Genomic DNA, 19510 nt, shown 5'->3' with positions numbered 1-19510 from the left:
TACAATATTCATATTAGAGATCTAAATAGCATTGATTTGGATAATTAATATAAGGAATAATACGATTTTCTTTTAAGAGCAAAAAATCTCTTTTTATCTTATAAATTAATGATATTTTGTCTATAATGATGGATTTTTTAAAAAGGGTGAGGTTTATGGATAATTTTATTTCTTCAAAGGAAGAGGAATTTTCTAAGTGGTATTTAGATATAGTACGAAAGGCAAAACTTGTTGATTATAGTCCTGTTAAAGGTTGTATGGTTATTATGCCTTATGGATATGCTATTTGGGAGCGAATTAAGAGCATACTTGATAATAAATTTAAGGAGACAGGACATGAGAATGCATATTTTCCATTGCTTATTCCTTATGAGTTTTTGGAGAGAGAAAAAGAACATGTTAAGGGATTTTCACCGGAACTTGCTATTATAACAACTGCTGGTGGTGAGGAATTAGCAGAGCCTTTGGTTTTAAGACCTACTTCTGAGACAATTATTTGGAACATGTATAGCAAATGGATAAAATCTTATAGAGATTTGCCTGTTAAAATAAATCAGTGGGCAAATATTATCCGTTGGGAAAAAAGAACAAGACCATTCCTTCGTACCACTGAATTTTTATGGCAAGAAGGTCATACTGCACATGAAACTGCTAAAGAGGCTTTGGAAGAGACTTTGTTTATTTTAAACCTTTATAAACGGTTTATTGAAGATTACTTAGCTATTCCTGTATTTTGTGGACAAAAGACAGAAAGGGAAAAATTTGCAGGTGCTGTGTCTACTTACACAATTGAAGCATTAATGCAAGATAAGAAAGCTTTACAAGCAGGAACATCTCATTATTTGGGATTAAATTTTGCTAAGGCTTTTGATGTTAAGTTCCAAAATAGGGAAGGTAAGATGGATTATGTTTTTGCTACTAGTTGGGGAGTGTCGACTAGGTTAATTGGGGCATTGATTATGGTTCATTCTGATAGTAAGGGTTTAGTATTGCCACCAAAAATAGCACCCATTGAAATTATTATTGTTCCTATTTTTAAAAGAGATGCTGAAGTTAATAAAAAAATTCTTGAGTATTCTACTACTATTCTTAATATTTTAAAAGAAGCAAAGTTTAGAGTTGAGCTTGATAGAGATTTTAAAAATTCTCCAGGATTTAGATTTGCTGCTGTGGAACTTAAAGGAATTCCAATACGTATTGAGGTAGGTTCTAATGATATTCTTATGGACTGTGTCACTGTTGCAAGAAGGGATCAAGATAAAAACTCTAAGTATCAAATGTCAGTTAAAGAGTTGCCATCGAAAATGAGACATGAGCTTGAAACTATGCAATGTGAATTATTTAATAGAGCATTAGAGTTTAGAAATTTGCATACCAAAGAAATTATTGGGTTTAAAGAGAATGACTATGATACTTTTAAGACTTATATCAATGAGTATTTAGGGTTTGTACTCTCTTCATGGTGTGGAAATGGAGTGTGTGAAGATAGTATTAAAAATGATACAAAAGCTACAATACGATGCATTCCTGAAGATTTTCAAAATAGGCCTTTAAATAATCTAACTTGTATTTATTGCAATACAGCAGCCAAGCATCTTGTTTTATTTGCAAGATCTTATTAATATTTAGTTTTTAATAAACTAAATATTAGGTATCTTTTAATTCGTTGAAATCTATTATTTGTATTATTGCAATGTTGGAGGTGAAATCGATCATTAAAGCTAGAGATGTTAAAATTGGAAGTATTGGAATTATGTTAGAGTAGCTAAGTTCAATTCCTTTTGTATAAGTTGAGCATAGCATTGTAATTATGTAAATTAAACTGTTTGGTATGTGTGGGAATGCGAAAATAAAAAGAAATGCCAATGTGCTCATATAACTTATTTCGTAAATTGATATAGGCAAACTAGAGTAAGATTTTAAAATAATAAAAAATGAGATTGTTGAAATAAAAATTGTTCCAGATTTAGATATAAAGTTAATTATTGGTATGTTTGTGATTATCGATTTTTTTATATTTATTCTTTCATTTTTAATATCTTCTATTAAAACAGAATAAGGGGCATAAGCATCCATTGTTAAACCTGCAAATATTATATTTTGGATGGATATTAGTATGTTCTTATATGATAATTTAAGATTTTTGGTTAATCTATAGCTAATCATTGGAATTATTATTAGGATAATAATGATTGTCCATAAAGATAAAGAGATTATGCTATCTATGTAGTATTGATAATTTTTGAAATTTTTTAAGTTAGTAGTATATGCTGCTGTAATAAAAATAATCCCAAAGTGTAATATTTTAACAACTATCCCGTTTGCATGATAAAAAAGATTTGAAAAGCTTAAAATAAGTTCTCTAGCAATTCTTCCCTTTTGTTTTGCATAATAAAAACTAGCACCAATAATTATTGAGACGACATAAATACTTAAAAGATTTGGATTATTATTTGTAAGTATCATAAAAATATTTTTTGGGAAAAATGTTTCAAGAAATGCTGTTTGATCAAATGTATATATATTTTGAATATTTTTGTCTAATATTGGTATTCTTTGTGGTAAATATATTGTTGCGACTACAATTGATATGATTATTCCTATAATGTTAACTAAGATTCCGTAATAGATTGTTTTTCCAAATAATTTTCTGAATTTTTTATTTTCAATAATGTTTTCTATACCAAGTGGGATTGAAAATATTAAAAAAGGAATTAAGGAGAGATAGGCTAATCTTATGAAAATGTGTGAGAGTGTGTTGTAAGCTTCAGAGGGAAAAAATAATCCAAGCAATATTCCAATAGGCATAATTAGAGAAAATTTTACTTTTGTATTCATAAATTGTTCCTTTGCGAGTTTGAAAAATAGTATTTATAGCATAATAAATCTTACTAGATTTTTTGGTAAATATAAACTTTGGTAATATTATTTATTATTAAAACATATAAGTAATTCCGATTTTGGAGAGGAAAGTTCTTGTATAAGTATCCTGAATTAGTCAATACAGATTTGAATTTAAAGTTACCAGAAATTAATTTGTTAGAAGAACATGATAAAAATTTCTTTACTGATGATTATTATAAAAATCTTATTTCAAGTGATAAAGATATTGGTTTTAGGCTTCATAAAGCGTTGTTAGATTATTTAAGTCCACAGTCAGTGCAAGAAGGTGACAGGTTTGCCAAATATAGACAAATAATTAATACTTATTGGGAATTTTTAAAATCAATAGCTGAAAATGTTTTGAATTTGACAATTGAACAGAAGGTTTTATTGAGATTTGCTGCCCTTCTTCCAAATGCTCTTGGCAGTAAACTTAAGTCTTTAATTTCCAGGACCATTTGGGACAATAATTATAATGAACCATTTATCTATTTTGATGAATGGATTTATGGCGTTAATGAGTTGAAATTAAGAAAGCTTGCGACCGATGAATCGATGGGAAGCATTAAAGATGACGACATTAAGAGGATATTGTTTAATAAACGAGAAAAGCTTTTGGCCAATATTGATTTTGCAAAGAGTACACTTAATAAAAGTGATAAGGTAATGACTGAATCTATTGCTAATTTAAAGAGAATGTTTAGATTTTTATTTGTTGAGACGTCATCTAATGATGAAATATTTACAAATGAATATACAGTAAGCAAAATTTATTCCGATGATATTTTAAAACCTTTAAATTTTGCTTCTCATTATATTGATAAGTTTGTAAAAGCTAACAAGGAGATTGTATCTTTAATGTCTCAGATTGAGAAGGCAAATAAGGAGCTTATTGAGATTAAAGATAAAATTCAAGAAATTGATATGCCTAATTTTTCTGCTATTGCAGTTGAAGAGATTGGATCTTTAATGGAGGCTAATAAGCTCACTATTGGACCTAGGGGTAATCATTTTCCAATATTATTTAAAAATAATGTAGTTGTAGATCCTCAGTTTTTTGGTAGTAGAGAAAGAGTCATTCAGCTTGTTAGAGAAATTGAAAATATTCAGCCTAGAATTTTTTATAAAAATTATAAAGGAGATTTATTAAGGATTGTTCCTTATTTTATATTAATACCATCTTATGGTGAGAGGGGAATTTGCTGGGAGCCTGTTGATATTAAAAATCGAGCTAAGGGACGAGGTAAAATATTAATACCTATGTATGCTAAAGATTTGAGAAAAGCTATCATTTTAGGTATTGGGGATTTTTTTTGGGAACTTGCAAAAGATCAAGCATCTTTTAGGTGGATGGAAACAGGGATAACCGGTCAGTATTATGAATACTATTCTAAATTTATTAAGAAAGGCAATGTTAAGAACTTCTTTTTAGATGACTATTTTCTTTGGTTAGATAAAGAAAGCAAGGGAATTCAAAAAATTGAGAAGATAGTTCGCGGAATAATGTGGCGCAATGCCCCTTTTTCTAAAGATTTAAAGGAGGAGCTTAGTGAGAAATCTTTTGTATATAAGGAGCTTTTTGAGAAAGATAAAAATATTAAAATGTCAAGTGAATATTAATTATTTTATATTATTTTGTACTTTTTTAGTATGTTTTTTATATTTCTATTTTTTAAGTTCTTAATTTCTTTTTTGTATTTATCTTTGATATAAGCATTTTTTTTAAGTAGTAGTTCGATTAAATTAATATTTTCAATTTCTATTGCAGCTTGTATAGGTGTTTTTCCATTTTTTAGAGTAATGCTTAAGTCAGCTCCTTTTTCTTTTAAAAGATTAAATATTTTTTCATTGTTTAGGTATATTGCCCAAAATATTGGTGGATATTCTGTTTCGTCTATTTGGTTGATTTTAATTCCGTAGTCTATTAATGTTTTGGTAGTCTGAAAATCATTATTGATGATTGAAATTGATAGGGGAGATATTTTGTATTTAAAGTTTATTTCTGCTGAGAGATTTAGGGCTATTAAAGTACCCTTTATATTTTGGAAGTATACAGATGTGATTAGAAAATCATTTTTTATTTTTTGTAACTCTTTTAAAATATTGGTATTATTTAGGTCTATTGACTCTATAAAATTGTCTAGCTTTGCTTTATCTATTTCATATTCTTTATTACTAAGGTTATAAATTGTTTTTGATAATTCTTTTATTATTTTTGTGTGTTCATTTGCATTTAAGAATGTAATAAATTGTGTTAATAGCAGTATGAACATTATTTTCATTGACTTTTACCTTTAAATAGTTTTCTGAGATTGTTTTTTAATTATATCCTGATTAGACTGAGCGTTATTAAATAGTATAACTGCAATTTTATCCTTGTCATCAATTATTATTAAATCGTCTTTAACATTTTTGAGGGATACAAATATGAGTTGTAAGGCATTGTCTGTATAGTCTAGTAGACAAAAATATTTTTCTCTTTCCTCAGTCATTAATTTGATAGCTTTTTTATATGAAATTTGTAAATTTGGACTAAGCCCTATTATTTCAAAGGTCCCAGAACTTGGAAAATTATAAATTTTTTTATCTATTTTCCAAATGAAAGTTTGATCGTTTTTAAATTCAATATTTCCGTATTGTGTATTTATTAATGTTCCATAAGAAGTTAATCTATTTATTAGATTTTGATTTTGTTTTTTTGATTCGAGGATAATTTTTTCGACATTTTGTTCAATAATAACGAATTTTGACTCAAAATTATGTTCTTTAACTTTTATGATTGACTTATAGTAATTTTGAGTCTCTTTTGTTAAGAGAATAAAATCTTCCTCTGAAGTTTTAGATCTAAATAAAAACCCATTAGGTTTTACTTCCTCAACAATATCGAATTTGAAATATAAGCTTAATTCGGGTATGTTAATTTTTATTTCATTTTTGGGAGTAAAAAATAATCCATACTCTTCTCTTAGTAAGTTAGTGTTATAAGTGTTATAGGCGATCATTTTTTCATAGTAAAGTGGTCTTAAGTATTTAATATTGTTAAATGTATTGATTATTTCATTCTGTGATACTTGATCTAGTGGACTTGTGAGTATTGTACCTGTAATATTATCGAAAATTTCAAGTGCATAATCAAAAACATAACCTTTGTGTCCATCTTTTGTTAAGACGTATAGCCATTTCCCTTTAAGTGAGCCTGCTTCTGTTTCTTTCCCGATATCTATGATTTTCAATATAGCTTCTTTCGAAATTCTATATATTATGTTTTCTATATAACTGTCAGGAGATGTTCTTAATGGTAAGAGATCTTTTTTACTTATAGCATATTTGTTTACGTATGGTTGAATGCTCAGTTTGAAGTTTTCTGCTTCTTTTTTTGTTTGAAACTCTTCTATCGTAAATTTATGTACGATAAATTTTATTCCATTATAGTTTATTGTTACTGTTTTTTTCTCTTGATTAACATCTTCTATTTTGACAAGTGATCCGTTTGGCAATTTTTCTCTATTTTTTGAATCTAGGACAACACCATATTTGTTGTTTTTATTAAAACAAGATAGAAATAATATTGGCAATAAGATATAAATTAATTTTTTATTCATGTTAAAATCCTGATAATTTTTATTGATCTTAAGGTGTGTTTTGTTATGCATGACCTTTATTATATAATAAAAATAATGAAGTTATTAATTCAAGCGTTTGGACTAATGCTGGTTTTTAGCTGTTGTAAGATTGAGCAGAGCGAAATTCAAAGTCTCGTAGGTCTTTTAGAAGAGTCAAGTAAAAAAGGTTTAGATAGATTTCTTATTGTTGATAGGATAGTCGACATTCATATTCGCAATAAAGATTATCAAGATGCTTTAAGGTCTGTAAATCAAGAAATTGCTCATGATGAAAGTAGAGAATATTATCCTTTATATTTTTATTTGATGGGTAATATATATTCTTTAATTAAGGAAGACTTAGTGGCTTTTACCTATTATAGATATGTTGTTGATAATTTTGATGATTACATTTATGAAAATAGTTCTGTAAAATTAGATATTGCAAAAAGAGTTATCAATTTAAATATTGAAGCTAGGCACAAAATACGTTATTATAAGCTATTGCTTGATGATAGTGCAGAAAGTCTTACTAATTCAGATAGGGGTAATTATTATTACAATCTTGCGTTAAGTTTGGAGAGTATTCAAAATTATGATGAAGCGTATTTTTATTATAATAAATTGCTTTCAATACCAAGGTCAGACTTAAGAATAGATTCAATAGACTATTCTGGTGTAATTACAAAGATTAATTATTATAATAATCCGGATTTTATAATTTATAGAAATTTAAATGACTTGATTCAAGATGTTAAAAGATATATTTTTTCTGGGAATACTACAAAATTATTGAGTATAAGGGATAAACATAATTTTTTTATTCAAAGCTGGGATCAAAAGGGTGGTAAAAGTAATTCGATTAATACAAACAGTTTTTTGACAACGATGATTAAGCTTGGAAGTAGGAGAAAGAATGGAATACAGTTTGCAAGTGGTTTTGAGGCTGATTCTAGTGATGATATATCTTATCTTGGATCTAGTGGTTGGGAGCACATTTGGGAATGGTATTTTGTCTTTAAAAAAATTTCTTATCCAAAAGATCCAGAAATTAATAATGGTTGGGCTTGGATAGGTGTTTATCTGGGGAAAAAGTAGGGAGTTTTAATGTGAATTTATTAAGTGGCCTTTTGAGTTTTTTATTTTTATTTTATTCTAATGTCTCTATTATAAATGATTCTTTATCTAAGTCTAGCATAAAGAGAACAATTGATTGGGATACAAAGATCATTTATTTTGATATTATTAAACCGGTAGATGAAGATAAATTTGGCAGAGTTGGGCTTGATTCTACGTCTAGATTAGTGTTTAGCGTTAATGATTTTAAGGATACCTTAATAAGACAGTCTCTTTTTGAAATGATAATTGATTCTGATAATACTTTTGAGGATTATTTTGATTCTGATCCCCATTTAATACTTTATTTTTCAGGACTTAATAGCATTTTGAAGAGAGGATATACGAAATATTCGGAAGATTTAAAAAATATAACTGTTAGGTATGAGCTTTGTCTTTTTCCTGATTTTGTGAACTTATTCATAGCTCATAGTAAGCCTTATATGGCTTTTTATCCATTGATGAATACAAGTATTGATCAATTTGTTTATACTGGAATTATTATTTATGCAGGTGATGATTATCAATTTTCCTCAAGTGACGTTGTAAAATTAACGGATGCTTTTTTTATTAAGATTTATGATGAAAATATTAAGCTTTATTTTGATAAAAAAATGGTTGAGCCAGATGCACTTAGGAAGTGGGGAATGTTTGAATATACGAATGACATCTCTTATAAAAATAAAGATAGAGTTGGAGATTATCCTTTAAGGTTAATTGCTAAAGGAGTTTATGGTAAAAATCATTCAGATATCATACTTGATAAGTATTCTATTAATAAGATATTTTCAAATAAAAACAATGTTAATCTTTTAAGAGAGGGTAGGCTTGTTATTATTAAATAAGAGTCTGAAAATGTAATTTGGGGGCTTGTCTTTTTTAAGATAATAAATTAACATGGTATAAGAGTTTATTATAAAGGGAAGTAATGCCCTTATAGCTCAGGTGGTAGAGCACCACCATGGTAAGGTGGCGGTCGTCGGTTCAAATCCGATTGAGGGCTTTTTGTAGTCAGGAGTATTATTATGGGCAAGAAGAAAGGTAAAGGTGCTGTTGAGCTTATAGCTTTAGTATGTGAGGAAACAGGAATTAGAAATTATACGACTACTAAGAATAGGCGTAATAAGCAAGAAAAATTAGAATTAATGAAGTATTGTCCAATTCTCAGGAAGCATACTCTTCATAAAGAAGGTAAAATAAAATAATTAAAGTGATAGGTCAGTAGTTCAAGGGCAGAACGGCGGTCTCCAAAACCGCATGTTGGGGGTTCGAGTCCCTCCTGGCCTGTTGTCTGTATTGTTAAAGAGAGGCTTTTAAATGTTTAAATTTGTTAAAGAGAGTGTTTTGGAACTTAAAAAAATAACATGGCCTAAGTATGGTGAGGTAATAGGCAGCGGAAAACAGGTTTTTTGGTTAGTTGTTTTTATTTCTATTTTTTTAGGTATAGTAGATTATATCATGTATCTTGCTATAACTTATGTATTTTAAGGAAAGATTATGTCCAGGGCCTGGTATGTGTTACAGACTTTTTCTCAGTATGAGAGAAAGGTAGAACAAGAGATAAAACTTTTGATCAGTGAGGGCGTTTTTGGTAGTAATGTTTTAGATGTGAAGGCCCCTATTGAAAGGGTAGAAGAGATAAAAAACGGAAAAAAGAGAATACGGGAGAGAAAAATTTGGCCGGGTTATATTCTCATTGAGTTAGATTTGCCTGAACAGGATTGGAAAAGCACTGTAGCTAATATTATTAAGATACCCGGTGTTGTCAATTTTGTTGGTACTAATAAAGAGCAAAAACCTTTTCCAATTAGTGATGAGGAAGTTAAGAGTGTTTTTATGCTTGCTGGAGAGATTAAGGCAGATAAATCTATTTTTATACTTTATGATTTTGAAGAAGGTGAGAGAGTTAGAATTAAAGGAGGTCCTTTTGATTCTTTTGAGGGGGTTATTGGGTCTATCGACTATGAAAAAAAGAAATTGAAAGTTGCAGTTCAAATTTTTGGGAGATCAACTCCTGTTGAGGTTGATTTTCAGCATATAGAGAAAGTTTAATAATTAGTATATTAATGGGAGCTTAAAAGGCGTTATTACCATAAGGAGTTGTTTATGTCTAAGAAAAAAAAAGAAGTTGCTTGGATTAAGCTTCAAGTTCCAGCTGCTCAAGCTGCTCCAGGAGCTAAAATAGGTCAAGCCCTTGGACCACATGGTGTTAGTGGGCCTCAGTTTGTTAAGGAATTTAATGAGAGAACAGCAAAAATGGAGCCAGGGATTATCGTTCCTGTTATTATTACTGTTTATGCTGATAAGAGTTTTTCGTTTATTGTAAGAACTCCTCCAGCTTCGGTTTTGATTAAGAAGGCTGTTGGTATAGAGATAGGTTCTAAAAAATCAAATACAGAAAAGGTTGGGACTATATCAAAAGAAAAAGTAATGGAAATTGCAAGGGTTAAAATGCCTGATTTGAATGCAAAAACTGAACTTGCTGCATTTAAAATCATTGCAGGCAGTGCTCGTTCTATGGGTGTTGAGGTGGAAAAATAATGGCTAAGAGTGGGAAAAAATATATGCAAGCTCTATCTAAGGTAGATAAGCTTAAATCTTACAGCATAGATGATGCAATCTCTTTATTAAAAGAGATCAAATTTGTTAGATTTGATGAAACTATAGATATATCTGTTAATCTCAATTTAAAGAAGAATCATACAGTTAGGGATACAGTTGTTTTGCCAAATCAATTTATGAGAGAAAAGCGAATACTTGTTTTTGCAAAAGGTGATAAAGCTGAGGAAGCAAGGGAAGCTGGTGCTGCTTATGTTGGAGATGATGATCTGATTAACAAGGTTAAAGGTGGTTTTATTGATTTTGATGTTGTTGTTGCAACACCTGATATGATGAGGGATGTAGGGAAACTTGGTCCTATCTTAGGTAAGAGAGGGTTAATGCCAAATCCTAAGACACAAACAATTACAAATGATTTAAAGGGTACAATAGCTAGTCTTAAGAAGGGTCGTACAGAGTTTAGGGCAAATAAAAATGGTGTTATCAATTTTTCTATTGGTAAGTCTTCTATGGATAACAGTAAGGTGAAGGAAAATTATGATGAATTTATTAAGGAATTACTTAAAAGACGCCCAAGTGATTTAAAAGGTACTTTTGTAGATAGTGTTTATATGTCATCTACCATGGGACCTTCTGTGAAGATTGATTTTGTTTAGGAGTTGAATTATGCATGCAAAGGTAAATCCTAAAAAGATTGAAATGTTTAATTTGTTGAAAAAGTTTTTAGATGGTAAGGATAATATTTTTTTTCTAGATTACAGAGGTTTGACAGTATCAACGCTTACTGAGTTGAGAAATAGAGTTGAAAATGAGAAAGGTGAATTAAAGGTTGTAAAAAATAATATAATGAAGCGAGTTTTAAAAGATAGACACATGGAAGGTCTTGATTCTTATCTTTTAGGACCAACAGCTGTTGTTACTGCTGTTGATGAGGCTAATGTGATTGCAAAAATTTTTTATGAATTTGTTAAAACTAGCTCTTTAAAAGTTAAGGGGGGGATTGTTTTAGGAGAAGTTTATGATGAGGCTAAACTTAATTCGTATAGTAAACTTCCTACTAAAAAGGAATCTATTTCTTTATTTATGAGTGTGCTTAAAGCACCAATTTTAAAACTTGCAAGAACTTTAAAGGCTTTGTCTGATGTTAAAGATGTTAATGTTTAATCAGAACAGTGTTAGTCTTAATACAGTGCATGCTATCACTGTTTGAAATAATGTGAAAGAAAGGAGTTAAGTTAATATGGCACTAAGTAAAGAGGATATTTTAACATGGCTTGAAGAAGCCAAGACATCTGAAGTTGTTGAGCTTGTAACAGCTATTGAGGAAAAATTTGGAGTTACTGCTGCTGCAGTTGCTGTTGCTGCTGGATCTGGTCCTGCTGCAGGTGATGCTGAAGAACAAACTGAATTTGATGTAATGCTTATGTCTTTTGGAGATAGTAAAATAAACGTTATTAAGGAAGTAAGAGCTGTTACTGGACTTGGACTTGGAGAGGCTAAAGCTTTAGTTGAAGCTGCACCTAAAGCAGTTAAGGAAGGTGTTTCGAAAGCAGATGCTGAGGATATAAAGAAGAAACTAGAAGCAGTTGGTGCAAAAGTTGAAATTAAATAAAACATTAAAAATATGCCAGATTTGTTATTCCACATGTCACTTTAGTGGCATGTGGTTTATTGTGTCTTAAAAAAGGAGTCTTTTAATGATAAAAAGGGTTCATCTAGGACAAGGAAAAGCCGAAGAAATCTTAGACTTACCTAACCTAATAGAAATACAATTGAATTCTTATGAAAAATTTTTGCAGCTTGATAGATTAAAGAATAATAAACCTTTGCTTAATGAAGGCCTTGAATCTGTTTTTAGAGATGTTTTTCCTATGAAAAATAGCAATGGTGAAGTTGTGCTTGAATATGAGAAATACTATGTTGAATATGATTCTCTTAGTTTTACTGAAAAAGAATGCAAAAGAAAGGGCCAAAGTTATGAGGCTGTTTTAAAGATAAGATTAAATTTACAGTTTCTAACAACAGGAGAGATAAGACAAAAAGATGTCTATATGGGGACTATTCCTTTAATGACTGATAGAGGGACTTTTATTGTTAATGGTGCTGAGAGAGTAATTGTATCGCAGATTCATAGATCTCCTGGAGTTGTTTTTTACAAGGAAAAAGATTTATATTATGCTCGTATTATTCCTTATCGTGGTTCTTGGTTGGAATTTGAGATCGACACAAAAAAAGATTACCTTTATGTTAAGATAGACAGAAAAAAAAGAATACTTGTTACTCTTTTCTTAAGAGCCTTAGGTCTTGATACTAGGGAAAAGATAATTGAAACTTTTTATAAGATAAAAAAAATTGAAGTAAATGAAGATACTAAAAGAGAAATTACAGGGCAATATTTAGCAGTAAACATTACCATAAAAGAAAATATGACTTATCGTGCAGGTGATAAAATAACTTTGCAAGATATTGAAGATTTCTTGCAAAATGGGGTAAAAGAAATAGACCTTATTGATGTTGATGGATATGATAGTGTTCCTGGGAAACGTTTTATCAGTTCTGATGTTATTTTGAACTGTTTTGAGAAGGAAGATGCTTATTTTTCTTTAAAGGATGGTTTTAAAGAGCTTTCAAGAGAATCTGTGATGCTTGCGGTTTATAGTGTGCTTTTACCTGGAGAGCCAATATCTATTGATAATGCTGAGAATGATTTAAGAACTGTATTTTTTTCAGAGAAGAGATATGATCTTGGTCATGTGGGGCGATATAAGCTTTCTAAAAAGTTTGGTCTTAATGACTTAACGACTTCAGTGCTTACTATGACAGATATAGTAAATACGATATCTCATCTTTTAAGAATATATGATGGACATGATGTTCTTGATGACATTGATCATCTTGGAAATAGAAGAGTTCGTTCTGTTGGTGAATTGCTTACAAATATATATAAAGGTGCAATGTCAAGAGTAGAAAAAATTGCAAAAGATAGAATGTCTAATAAAGAAGTGTTTAATCTTAAACCCCAAGAATTAATAAGTGTTAAGCCTATTGTTTCTGCTGTTAAAGAATTTTTTGCAACTAGTCAGCTTTCACAATTTATGGATCAGATTAATCCTTTAGCTGAATTGACGCATAAAAGGCGTCTTAATGCTTTAGGTCCCGGGGGACTCTCAAGAGATCGTGCAGGTTTTGAAGTAAGGGATGTGCATTATACCCATTATGGTAGAATGTGTCCTATTGAAACTCCTGAGGGACCAAATATTGGTCTTATTGTTTCTTTAGCTACGTATGCAAAGGTGAATGATTATGGGTTTCTAGAAACCCCTTATAGAAAAGTAGTTAATGGCAAGGTTACTGATGAGATCGAGTATTTGTCTGCAATTGATGAAGAGAAAAAATGTATTGCTCAGGCAAATGCGGCTGTTAATGCTGAGAGTAATTATATTGATGATTTAATTTCTGTTAGAGTTTCTGGTGATTATACTACAATGATTCCTAAGAATATTGATTATATGGATGTTTCACCTAGACAATTAATTTCTGTTTCTTCGGCATTGATACCTTTTCTTGAGCATAATGATGCAAATCGTGCTCTTATGGGTTCAAATATGCAACGTCAGGCAGTTCCTTTGTTATTTCCACAACCTCCTATTGTTGGTACTGGTATGGAACGAATAGTTGCTAAGGATTCTGGTGTTGTTATTAAGGCAAAAAGATCAGGTACCGTTGTATTGGCAACGAGCAAGAGAATAGTTATCAGACCTGATAATGCTGATGGTGAGCATGATTTGGATGAATATGAACTTGCAAAATATGAGAGGACAAATCAGGACACTTCTTTTAACCATTCAGTTTTGATTAAGGAAGGTCAAGTAGTTAATAAGGGTGAAATAATAGCTGATGGTCCTGCTACTAGATATGGAGAACTGGCCCTTGGGAACAATTTGTTGGTTGGTTTTATTCCTTGGAATGGATTCAATTATGAAGATGCTATATTAATCTCGGAGAGAATTGTAAAGGAAGACCTTTACACTTCAATTCATATTAAAGAATTTAGTATTGAGGTAAGGGAGACTAAGCTTGGGCCTGAAAAAATTACAGCTGATATTCCCAATGTTAGTGGAAAGATATTAAATAAGCTTGATGAAAATGGAATTGTAAGGATAGGTACTTATGTAAAGCCGGGTGATATCTTGATTGGTAAGGTTACACCAAAATCAGAGGGAGACATTACTCCTGAATTTAAGCTTTTGACATCTATTTTTGGTGAAAAGGCTAAGGATGTTAAGAATAATTCACTCAAAGTACCACATGGTACTGAGGGTACTGTAATTGATGTTCAAAGAATTACTAAGGATGATGTTGGTAATCTTCCACCTGGTGTTGACGAAATATTAAAAGTTTATGTTGCCAAGAAAAGGAGACTTAAAGAGGGTGATAAGATGGCAGGAAGACATGGGAATAAGGGTGTAGTTGCAAAGATCCTTCCTGTTGAAGATATGCCATATCTTGCAGATGGAACCCCTCTTGATATATGTCTAAATCCTTTAGGAGTACCGTCTCGTATGAATATTGGGCAACTAATGGAGTCTCAGCTTGGTCTTGCTGGTAAATATCTTAGTGAATATTATGATGTTCCTGTGTTTGAGTCTGCTACAAATGAATGTATTCAAGAAAAGTTGAAAAAAGCCGGATTTAATGAAACGTCAAAAGCAATTTTATATGATGGATATACAGGGGAACCATTTGAGAATGAGGTAATGGTTGGAATTATATATATGCTTAAGCTGCATCACCTTGTTGACGATAAGATGCATGCAAGATCCACAGGTCCTTATTCACTTGTGTCTCAACAACCTCTTGGAGGAAAGGCACAATTTGGTGGTCAAAGACTTGGAGAGATGGAAGTTTGGGCACTTGAAGCTTATGGAGCTGCTTATACTCTTCAAGAGCTCTTAACAGTAAAATCAGATGATATGTCAGGTAGAGTTAAAATATATGAGAATATTGTTAAAGGTATTCCTACCAATGTATCTGGAATTCCTGAATCTTTCAATGTTTTGATGCAAGAACTAAGAGGTCTTGGTTTTGATTTATCAATTTATGATGATAATGGCAATCAAATTCCTTTGACAGAAAAGGAAGAGGAATTAATTAATAAAACTTAGGTTTTGAGGGTTTTATGAAAGAGATAAAAGATTTTGAAAAGATAAGAATAAAGATAGCATCTCCTGATCAAATTAGGAGTTGGTCTTATGGAGAGGTTAAAAAATCTGAAACTATTAACTATAGAACTTTAAGACCTGAGAAAGATGGTCTTTTTTGCGAGAGAATTTTTGGAACTACTAAAGAATGGGAATGTTATTGTGGAAAGTTTAAGTCAATAAGATATAAAGGTATTATTTGTGATCGTTGTAATGTTGAGGTGACTCATTTTAAAGTTAGACGTGAGAGAATGGGGCATATTGAACTCTCAGCTCCTGTTGCTCATATCTGGTATTATAAATATATTCCTTCTAGAATTGGTCTTTTACTTGATATTACAGCTTCTAATTTAAACTCTATTCTTTATTATGAAAAGTATATCGTAATTGAGCCAGGTGATACTGATCTTAAGAAGATGCAACTTTTAAATGAAGATGAATACTCTGAAGCAAAAGAGAGATATGGAATGTCTTTTAGTGCTTCAATGGGTGCTGAGGCCATTAAAACTTTACTTGAGAATCTTGATCTTGATGAACTTTCATCCAAGCTTAGGCTTCAGATGATTGATAAAGATGATAAGACAGATAAAAAACTTTTAAGACGTCTTGAAATCATTGAAAATTTTAAAGTTTCTGGAAATAAGCCAGAATGGATGATTATGGATGTTCTTCCTGTTATTCCTCCAGAAATTAGACCGATGGTTCAACTTGATGGTGGAAGATTTGCAACTTCTGATCTCAATGACCTTTATAGAAGAGTAATAAATAGAAATAATAGGTTAAGAAAACTTTTGCTTCTTAATGCACCTGAGATTATTGTCAGAAATGAAAAAAGAATGTTACAAGAATCAGTTGATTCTCTTTTTGATAATTCTCATAAGAGAAAGGTTGTGAAGGGTACATCCAATAGACCCCTTAAATCTCTCTCTGATGCACTCAAGGGTAAACAAGGTAGATTTAGGCAAAACCTTCTTGGAAAGAGAGTTGATTATTCAGGTCGTTCTGTAATTGTTGTGGGACCTGAACTTAAGTTACATCAATGTGGTATTCCTGCAAAGATGGCGCTTGAGCTTTTTAAACCATTTGTAATTAGAAAATTGATTGAGAGTGAATCTGTATTTAACATAAAGCGAGCAAAGAGTTTAATTGAGCAAGAAGTAGATGAAGTATGGCAGATTTTAGACAATGTTATTAAAGAACATCCTGTGCTTTTAAACCGAGCCCCAACACTTCACAGGCTGGGAATACAAGCTTTTGAACCAGTGTTAGTTGAAGGTAAGGCAATTAAATTACATCCTCTTGTTTGTCATGCATATAATGCTGACTTTGATGGAGATCAGATGGCTGTACATGTTCCTTTAACACCTGCAGCACAGGCTGAAAGTTGGGCTTTGATGTTGTCAACTAATAATTTGTTAAATCCTGCGAACGGACATCCTATTGTATTTCCGTCTCAAGATATTATATTAGGTCTTTATTACTTAACTATGGAGAGGAAAAATGTAGTGGGAGAAGGGCGTAAGTTCTCTAATTTCAATCATGTTCTTCTTGCAATTAATAATAAAAGTCTAGACTATAATGCGCGGATTTATGTAAAGGTTGATGGTGAGTATATAGAAACTACGGCAGGATGTGTTGTATTTAATGAGGCTTTACCAGGGAGTATTTCATTTGTAAATAAAACCCTTAGCGATTATGAGTTACAGAATTTGATTTCTGAAGTTTATGTTGTGTATGGTTCCTCTATTGTAATTGAGATGTTGGATATTATTAAGGAACTTGGGTTTAAATATGCTACTAAATTTGGATGTACAATAAGTATGAGTGATATTATTGTGCCTGAAGAGAAGAAAGTATATGTGGATAAGGCTAATAGAGAAATTGCAAAAATTCAGAGTGATTATACTAAAGGTGTTATTACTGGAGAAGAGAGATACAACAATGTTGTTTCTGTTTGGTCAAAGACAAATGAAGAGCTTACCAATAAGATGATGGAAATTCTTAAAAAAGATAGAGATGGATTTAATGTGATTTATATGATGGCTGATTCTGGTGCTCGTGGGAGTAGAAATCAGATAAGACAGCTTGCGGGAATGAGAGGATTGATGGCTAAAACCTCTGGGGATATTATTGAACTTCCAATTATTTCTAATTTTAAAGAAGGGCTTTCTGTTATAGAGTTTTTTATCTCTACAAATGGTGCAAGGAAGGGACTTGCAGATACAGCTCTTAAGACAGCGGATGCCGGATATTTAACTCGAAGATTGGTAGATATTGCTCAAGATGTTGTTGTTAGAATAGAAGATTGTGGAACTATTAATGGTATAAAAGTTGAGGCTTTAAAAAATGGTGAAGAAATAGTTGAGCCTTTAAGAGAAAAAGCCGTTGGTAGTTATTCAATTGAGAGAATAAAAAGTCCTATTACGGGCGAGATTATTTTAGATGTAAATGAAGAAATTACAGAGGATAAGATAAAGTTATTGGAAACCGTTGGTATTGACAAGCTTGTAATTAGATCTGTTTTAACTTGCGAAGCTGAGCATGGAGTTTGTCAAAAATGTTATGGACGTGACTTTTCAAATAATAAACCTGTTAATATTGGAGAGGCTGTTGGGATAATAGCAGCTCAGTCAATAGGTCAGCCAGGAACACAGCTTACCATGAGAACTTTTCACATTGGGGGAGTTGCGCAGGCTGGTAGTGAAGATGATAAGATTGCGCTTAAAAACTCTTTTATTCTTAATGGATTAGAGGGATTTAATGTGCAAGTTAATGGCGGATTGCTTTTTACAAGAAAAGGAACTTTAAGAGTAATAAATGTTATTTATGAAGAAGATATTAAGGATATTAAAGAGCTTAAGGTATTAGATTCTCAAAAGGTAATTAAGGGAATGCCTTTGTTTACAAGCAAGGATGGTATTGATGTATTATCATCTCATATTGGTTATGTTAAAATTAAAGATAACAAGCTGATGATTGTCTCTGAAGAGCAAGAGATATCTTTAAAGACTGGTACGAAACTTGAGGTTAATGTGGGTGATTATGTTGAGGCTGGGCGTATAATTGGAACATTTGATCCATTTGCGGAACCAATTATTGCTGAAGTTAGGGGAAAAGTTAAATTTAAAGATATTATTTTAGGAACGACTCTTAAAGAAGAAATAAACCTTGAAACGGGAAATATTGAGAAGAGAATTACAGATCAAGTGTTTGAATCTCTTGATCCTAGGATTTTAATTATTAATGATAGAGGAATTGAGATTTCATCTTATGTTCTTCCTGGAGATGCTTATCTGCAAGTTGAAGATGGACAAGATATTGATATAGGAGATATTATTGCTAAACTTTCCAAAGGTTCTGAAAAAACTCAAGATATTACTGGTGGTCTTCCTAGGGTTAATGATTTATTTGAGACAAGAATTCCAAAGAATTTGACTGAGATGGCGAAGGTAAGTGGAGTTGTTCAGTTTAAAGCGATTCAAAAAGGTAAGAGACTCATTAATGTTTTAGATGAGTATGGAGTTGAGCATAAGCATTATATTCCTGCTGGGAAACATCTTTTAGTTAGGGATGGAGACGTTGTTAAGGCTGGAGATATGCTTTGTGATGGAAGAATTAATCCTCATGATGTTCTTGAAATTCTTGGTGGAATTAGTTTGCAAGAATTTTTATTAGCAGAAATTCAGGATGTTTATAGGAAACAGGGTGTAAGTATTAATGATAAGCATATTGGTGTGATCATTAAACAGATGATGAAGAAAGTTAAGATTGTATCTGTAGGTGATACTAATTTTGTTTATAACCAAAAGGTAGATAAGCATACTTTTTATGACCAAAATAAAAGGGTAATTGAACAGGGTGGTGAGCCTGCAGTGGCTAGTCCAATCCTTATTGGGATAACAAAGGCATCACTTAATATCGATTCATTTATTTCAGCTGCTTCTTTCCAAGAAACGACTAAAGTGTTAACAGATGCTTCAATTGCAGGTAGTGTCGATGATCTTAAAGGTCTTAAGGAGAATGTTGTTATTGGACATTTAATTCCTACTGGAACAGGTATGAATTTATATAAAAGAGTTAAGGTGAGGGAAAATTCAAGCTCTGAGATATAGCTTGAAAATAAATTATATATTTGATACCATTTATTGG

Annotated in this window: 16 protein-coding genes and 2 tRNA genes; 15 read left to right on the top strand and 3 right to left on the bottom strand. The window is 31.2% G+C overall.

Annotation, left to right across the window (positions count from 1 at the left end):
* Positions 1-155: 155 nt before the first annotated feature.
* Complete coding sequence (gene proS / locus bpuSUM_RS01990) at positions 156-1622, top strand: proline--tRNA ligase (RefSeq protein ID WP_247065562.1); 1467 nt, start codon at positions 156-158, stop codon at positions 1620-1622.
* Between the two features lie 25 nt (positions 1623-1647).
* Here proS and bpuSUM_RS01985 read toward each other — a convergent pair whose 3' ends face one another.
* The gene (locus tag bpuSUM_RS01985; protein WP_247065561.1) at positions 1648-2838 is read right to left on the bottom strand and encodes a dicarboxylate/amino acid:cation symporter; all 1191 of its coding nucleotides are present in this window, start codon (positions 2836-2838) and stop codon (positions 1648-1650) included.
* 138 nt (positions 2839-2976) lie between these two features.
* Between bpuSUM_RS01985 and bpuSUM_RS01980 the strand changes: the two genes are divergently transcribed.
* Positions 2977-4503, top strand: coding sequence for a hypothetical protein (locus bpuSUM_RS01980; RefSeq protein WP_247065560.1), 1527 nt, complete (start codon positions 2977-2979; stop codon positions 4501-4503).
* A gap of 5 nt (positions 4504-4508) precedes the next feature.
* Here bpuSUM_RS01980 and bpuSUM_RS01975 read toward each other — a convergent pair whose 3' ends face one another.
* The gene (locus tag bpuSUM_RS01975) at positions 4509-5165 is read right to left on the bottom strand and encodes an ankyrin repeat domain-containing protein (protein ID WP_247065559.1); all 657 of its coding nucleotides are present in this window, start codon (positions 5163-5165) and stop codon (positions 4509-4511) included.
* Between the two features lie 12 nt (positions 5166-5177).
* Positions 5178-6485, bottom strand: a complete 1308-nt coding sequence (locus bpuSUM_RS01970) for a hypothetical protein (protein ID WP_247065558.1) — start codon at positions 6483-6485, stop codon at positions 5178-5180.
* Positions 6486-6560: 75 nt separating this feature from the next.
* Here bpuSUM_RS01970 and bpuSUM_RS01965 point away from each other — a divergent pair, with 75 nt between their 5' ends.
* The 13 genes from bpuSUM_RS01965 (at position 6561) to rpoC (ending at position 19473) form a co-directional block, all read left to right on the top strand.
* Positions 6561-7583 carry a hypothetical protein gene (locus tag bpuSUM_RS01965; RefSeq protein WP_247065557.1) on the top strand — a complete coding sequence of 341 codons (1023 nt, stop codon included), beginning with the start codon at positions 6561-6563 and terminating at the stop codon, positions 7581-7583.
* An 11-nt stretch (positions 7584-7594) separates the two neighbouring features.
* Positions 7595-8446 carry a hypothetical protein gene (locus bpuSUM_RS01960; RefSeq protein ID WP_247065556.1) on the top strand — a complete coding sequence of 284 codons (852 nt, stop codon included), beginning with the start codon at positions 7595-7597 and terminating at the stop codon, positions 8444-8446.
* Positions 8447-8531: 85 nt separating this feature from the next.
* Positions 8532-8604: transfer RNA gene (locus bpuSUM_RS01955), tRNA-Thr, on the top strand.
* Between the two features lie 22 nt (positions 8605-8626).
* Entirely contained in the window at positions 8627-8806 is a 180-nt protein-coding gene (gene rpmG, locus bpuSUM_RS01950; RefSeq protein WP_011772345.1) for a 50S ribosomal protein L33, read from the top strand.
* Positions 8807-8816: 10 nt separating this feature from the next.
* Positions 8817-8888: transfer RNA gene (locus bpuSUM_RS01945), tRNA-Trp, on the top strand.
* A 30-nt stretch (positions 8889-8918) separates the two neighbouring features.
* A complete protein-coding gene (secE, locus tag bpuSUM_RS01940) occupies positions 8919-9089 on the top strand; it encodes a preprotein translocase subunit SecE (protein ID WP_011772344.1) in 171 nt (56 codons plus the stop codon).
* Positions 9090-9098: 9 nt separating this feature from the next.
* Positions 9099-9653, top strand: coding sequence for a transcription termination/antitermination protein NusG (gene nusG, locus bpuSUM_RS01935; RefSeq protein WP_247065554.1), 555 nt, complete (start codon positions 9099-9101; stop codon positions 9651-9653).
* A 54-nt stretch (positions 9654-9707) separates the two neighbouring features.
* Positions 9708-10142, top strand: a complete 435-nt coding sequence (rplK, locus tag bpuSUM_RS01930; protein WP_247065553.1) for a 50S ribosomal protein L11 — start codon at positions 9708-9710, stop codon at positions 10140-10142.
* Complete coding sequence (gene rplA, locus bpuSUM_RS01925) at positions 10142-10816, top strand: 50S ribosomal protein L1 (RefSeq protein WP_247065552.1); 675 nt, start codon at positions 10142-10144, stop codon at positions 10814-10816. The genes rplK and rplA overlap by 1 nt, the downstream gene beginning before the upstream one ends.
* A 10-nt stretch (positions 10817-10826) precedes the next feature.
* Positions 10827-11324 carry a 50S ribosomal protein L10 gene (gene rplJ / locus bpuSUM_RS01920; protein ID WP_247065551.1) on the top strand — a complete coding sequence of 166 codons (498 nt, stop codon included), beginning with the start codon at positions 10827-10829 and terminating at the stop codon, positions 11322-11324.
* 76 nt (positions 11325-11400) lie between these two features.
* Positions 11401-11772, top strand: coding sequence for a 50S ribosomal protein L7/L12 (gene rplL / locus bpuSUM_RS01915; protein ID WP_247065550.1), 372 nt, complete (start codon positions 11401-11403; stop codon positions 11770-11772).
* Positions 11773-11857: 85 nt separating this feature from the next.
* Positions 11858-15325: a DNA-directed RNA polymerase subunit beta gene (gene rpoB, locus bpuSUM_RS01910; protein WP_247065549.1), complete on the top strand. Its 3468-nt coding sequence runs from the start codon at positions 11858-11860 to the stop codon at positions 15323-15325.
* Positions 15326-15339: 14 nt separating this feature from the next.
* Positions 15340-19473 (top strand): DNA-directed RNA polymerase subunit beta', encoded by a 4134-nt coding sequence (gene rpoC, locus bpuSUM_RS01905; protein WP_247065548.1) that lies wholly within the window; start codon positions 15340-15342, stop codon positions 19471-19473.
* The last annotated feature ends 37 nt before the right edge of the window (positions 19474-19510 follow it).

The organism is Borrelia puertoricensis, assembly GCF_023035875.1.
Classification (GTDB): Bacteria; Spirochaetota; Spirochaetia; order Borreliales; family Borreliaceae; genus Borrelia; species Borrelia puertoricensis.
Note: the sequence above shows the minus strand (reverse complement) of the source record. Positions and strands in the feature narration are given on the sequence as shown.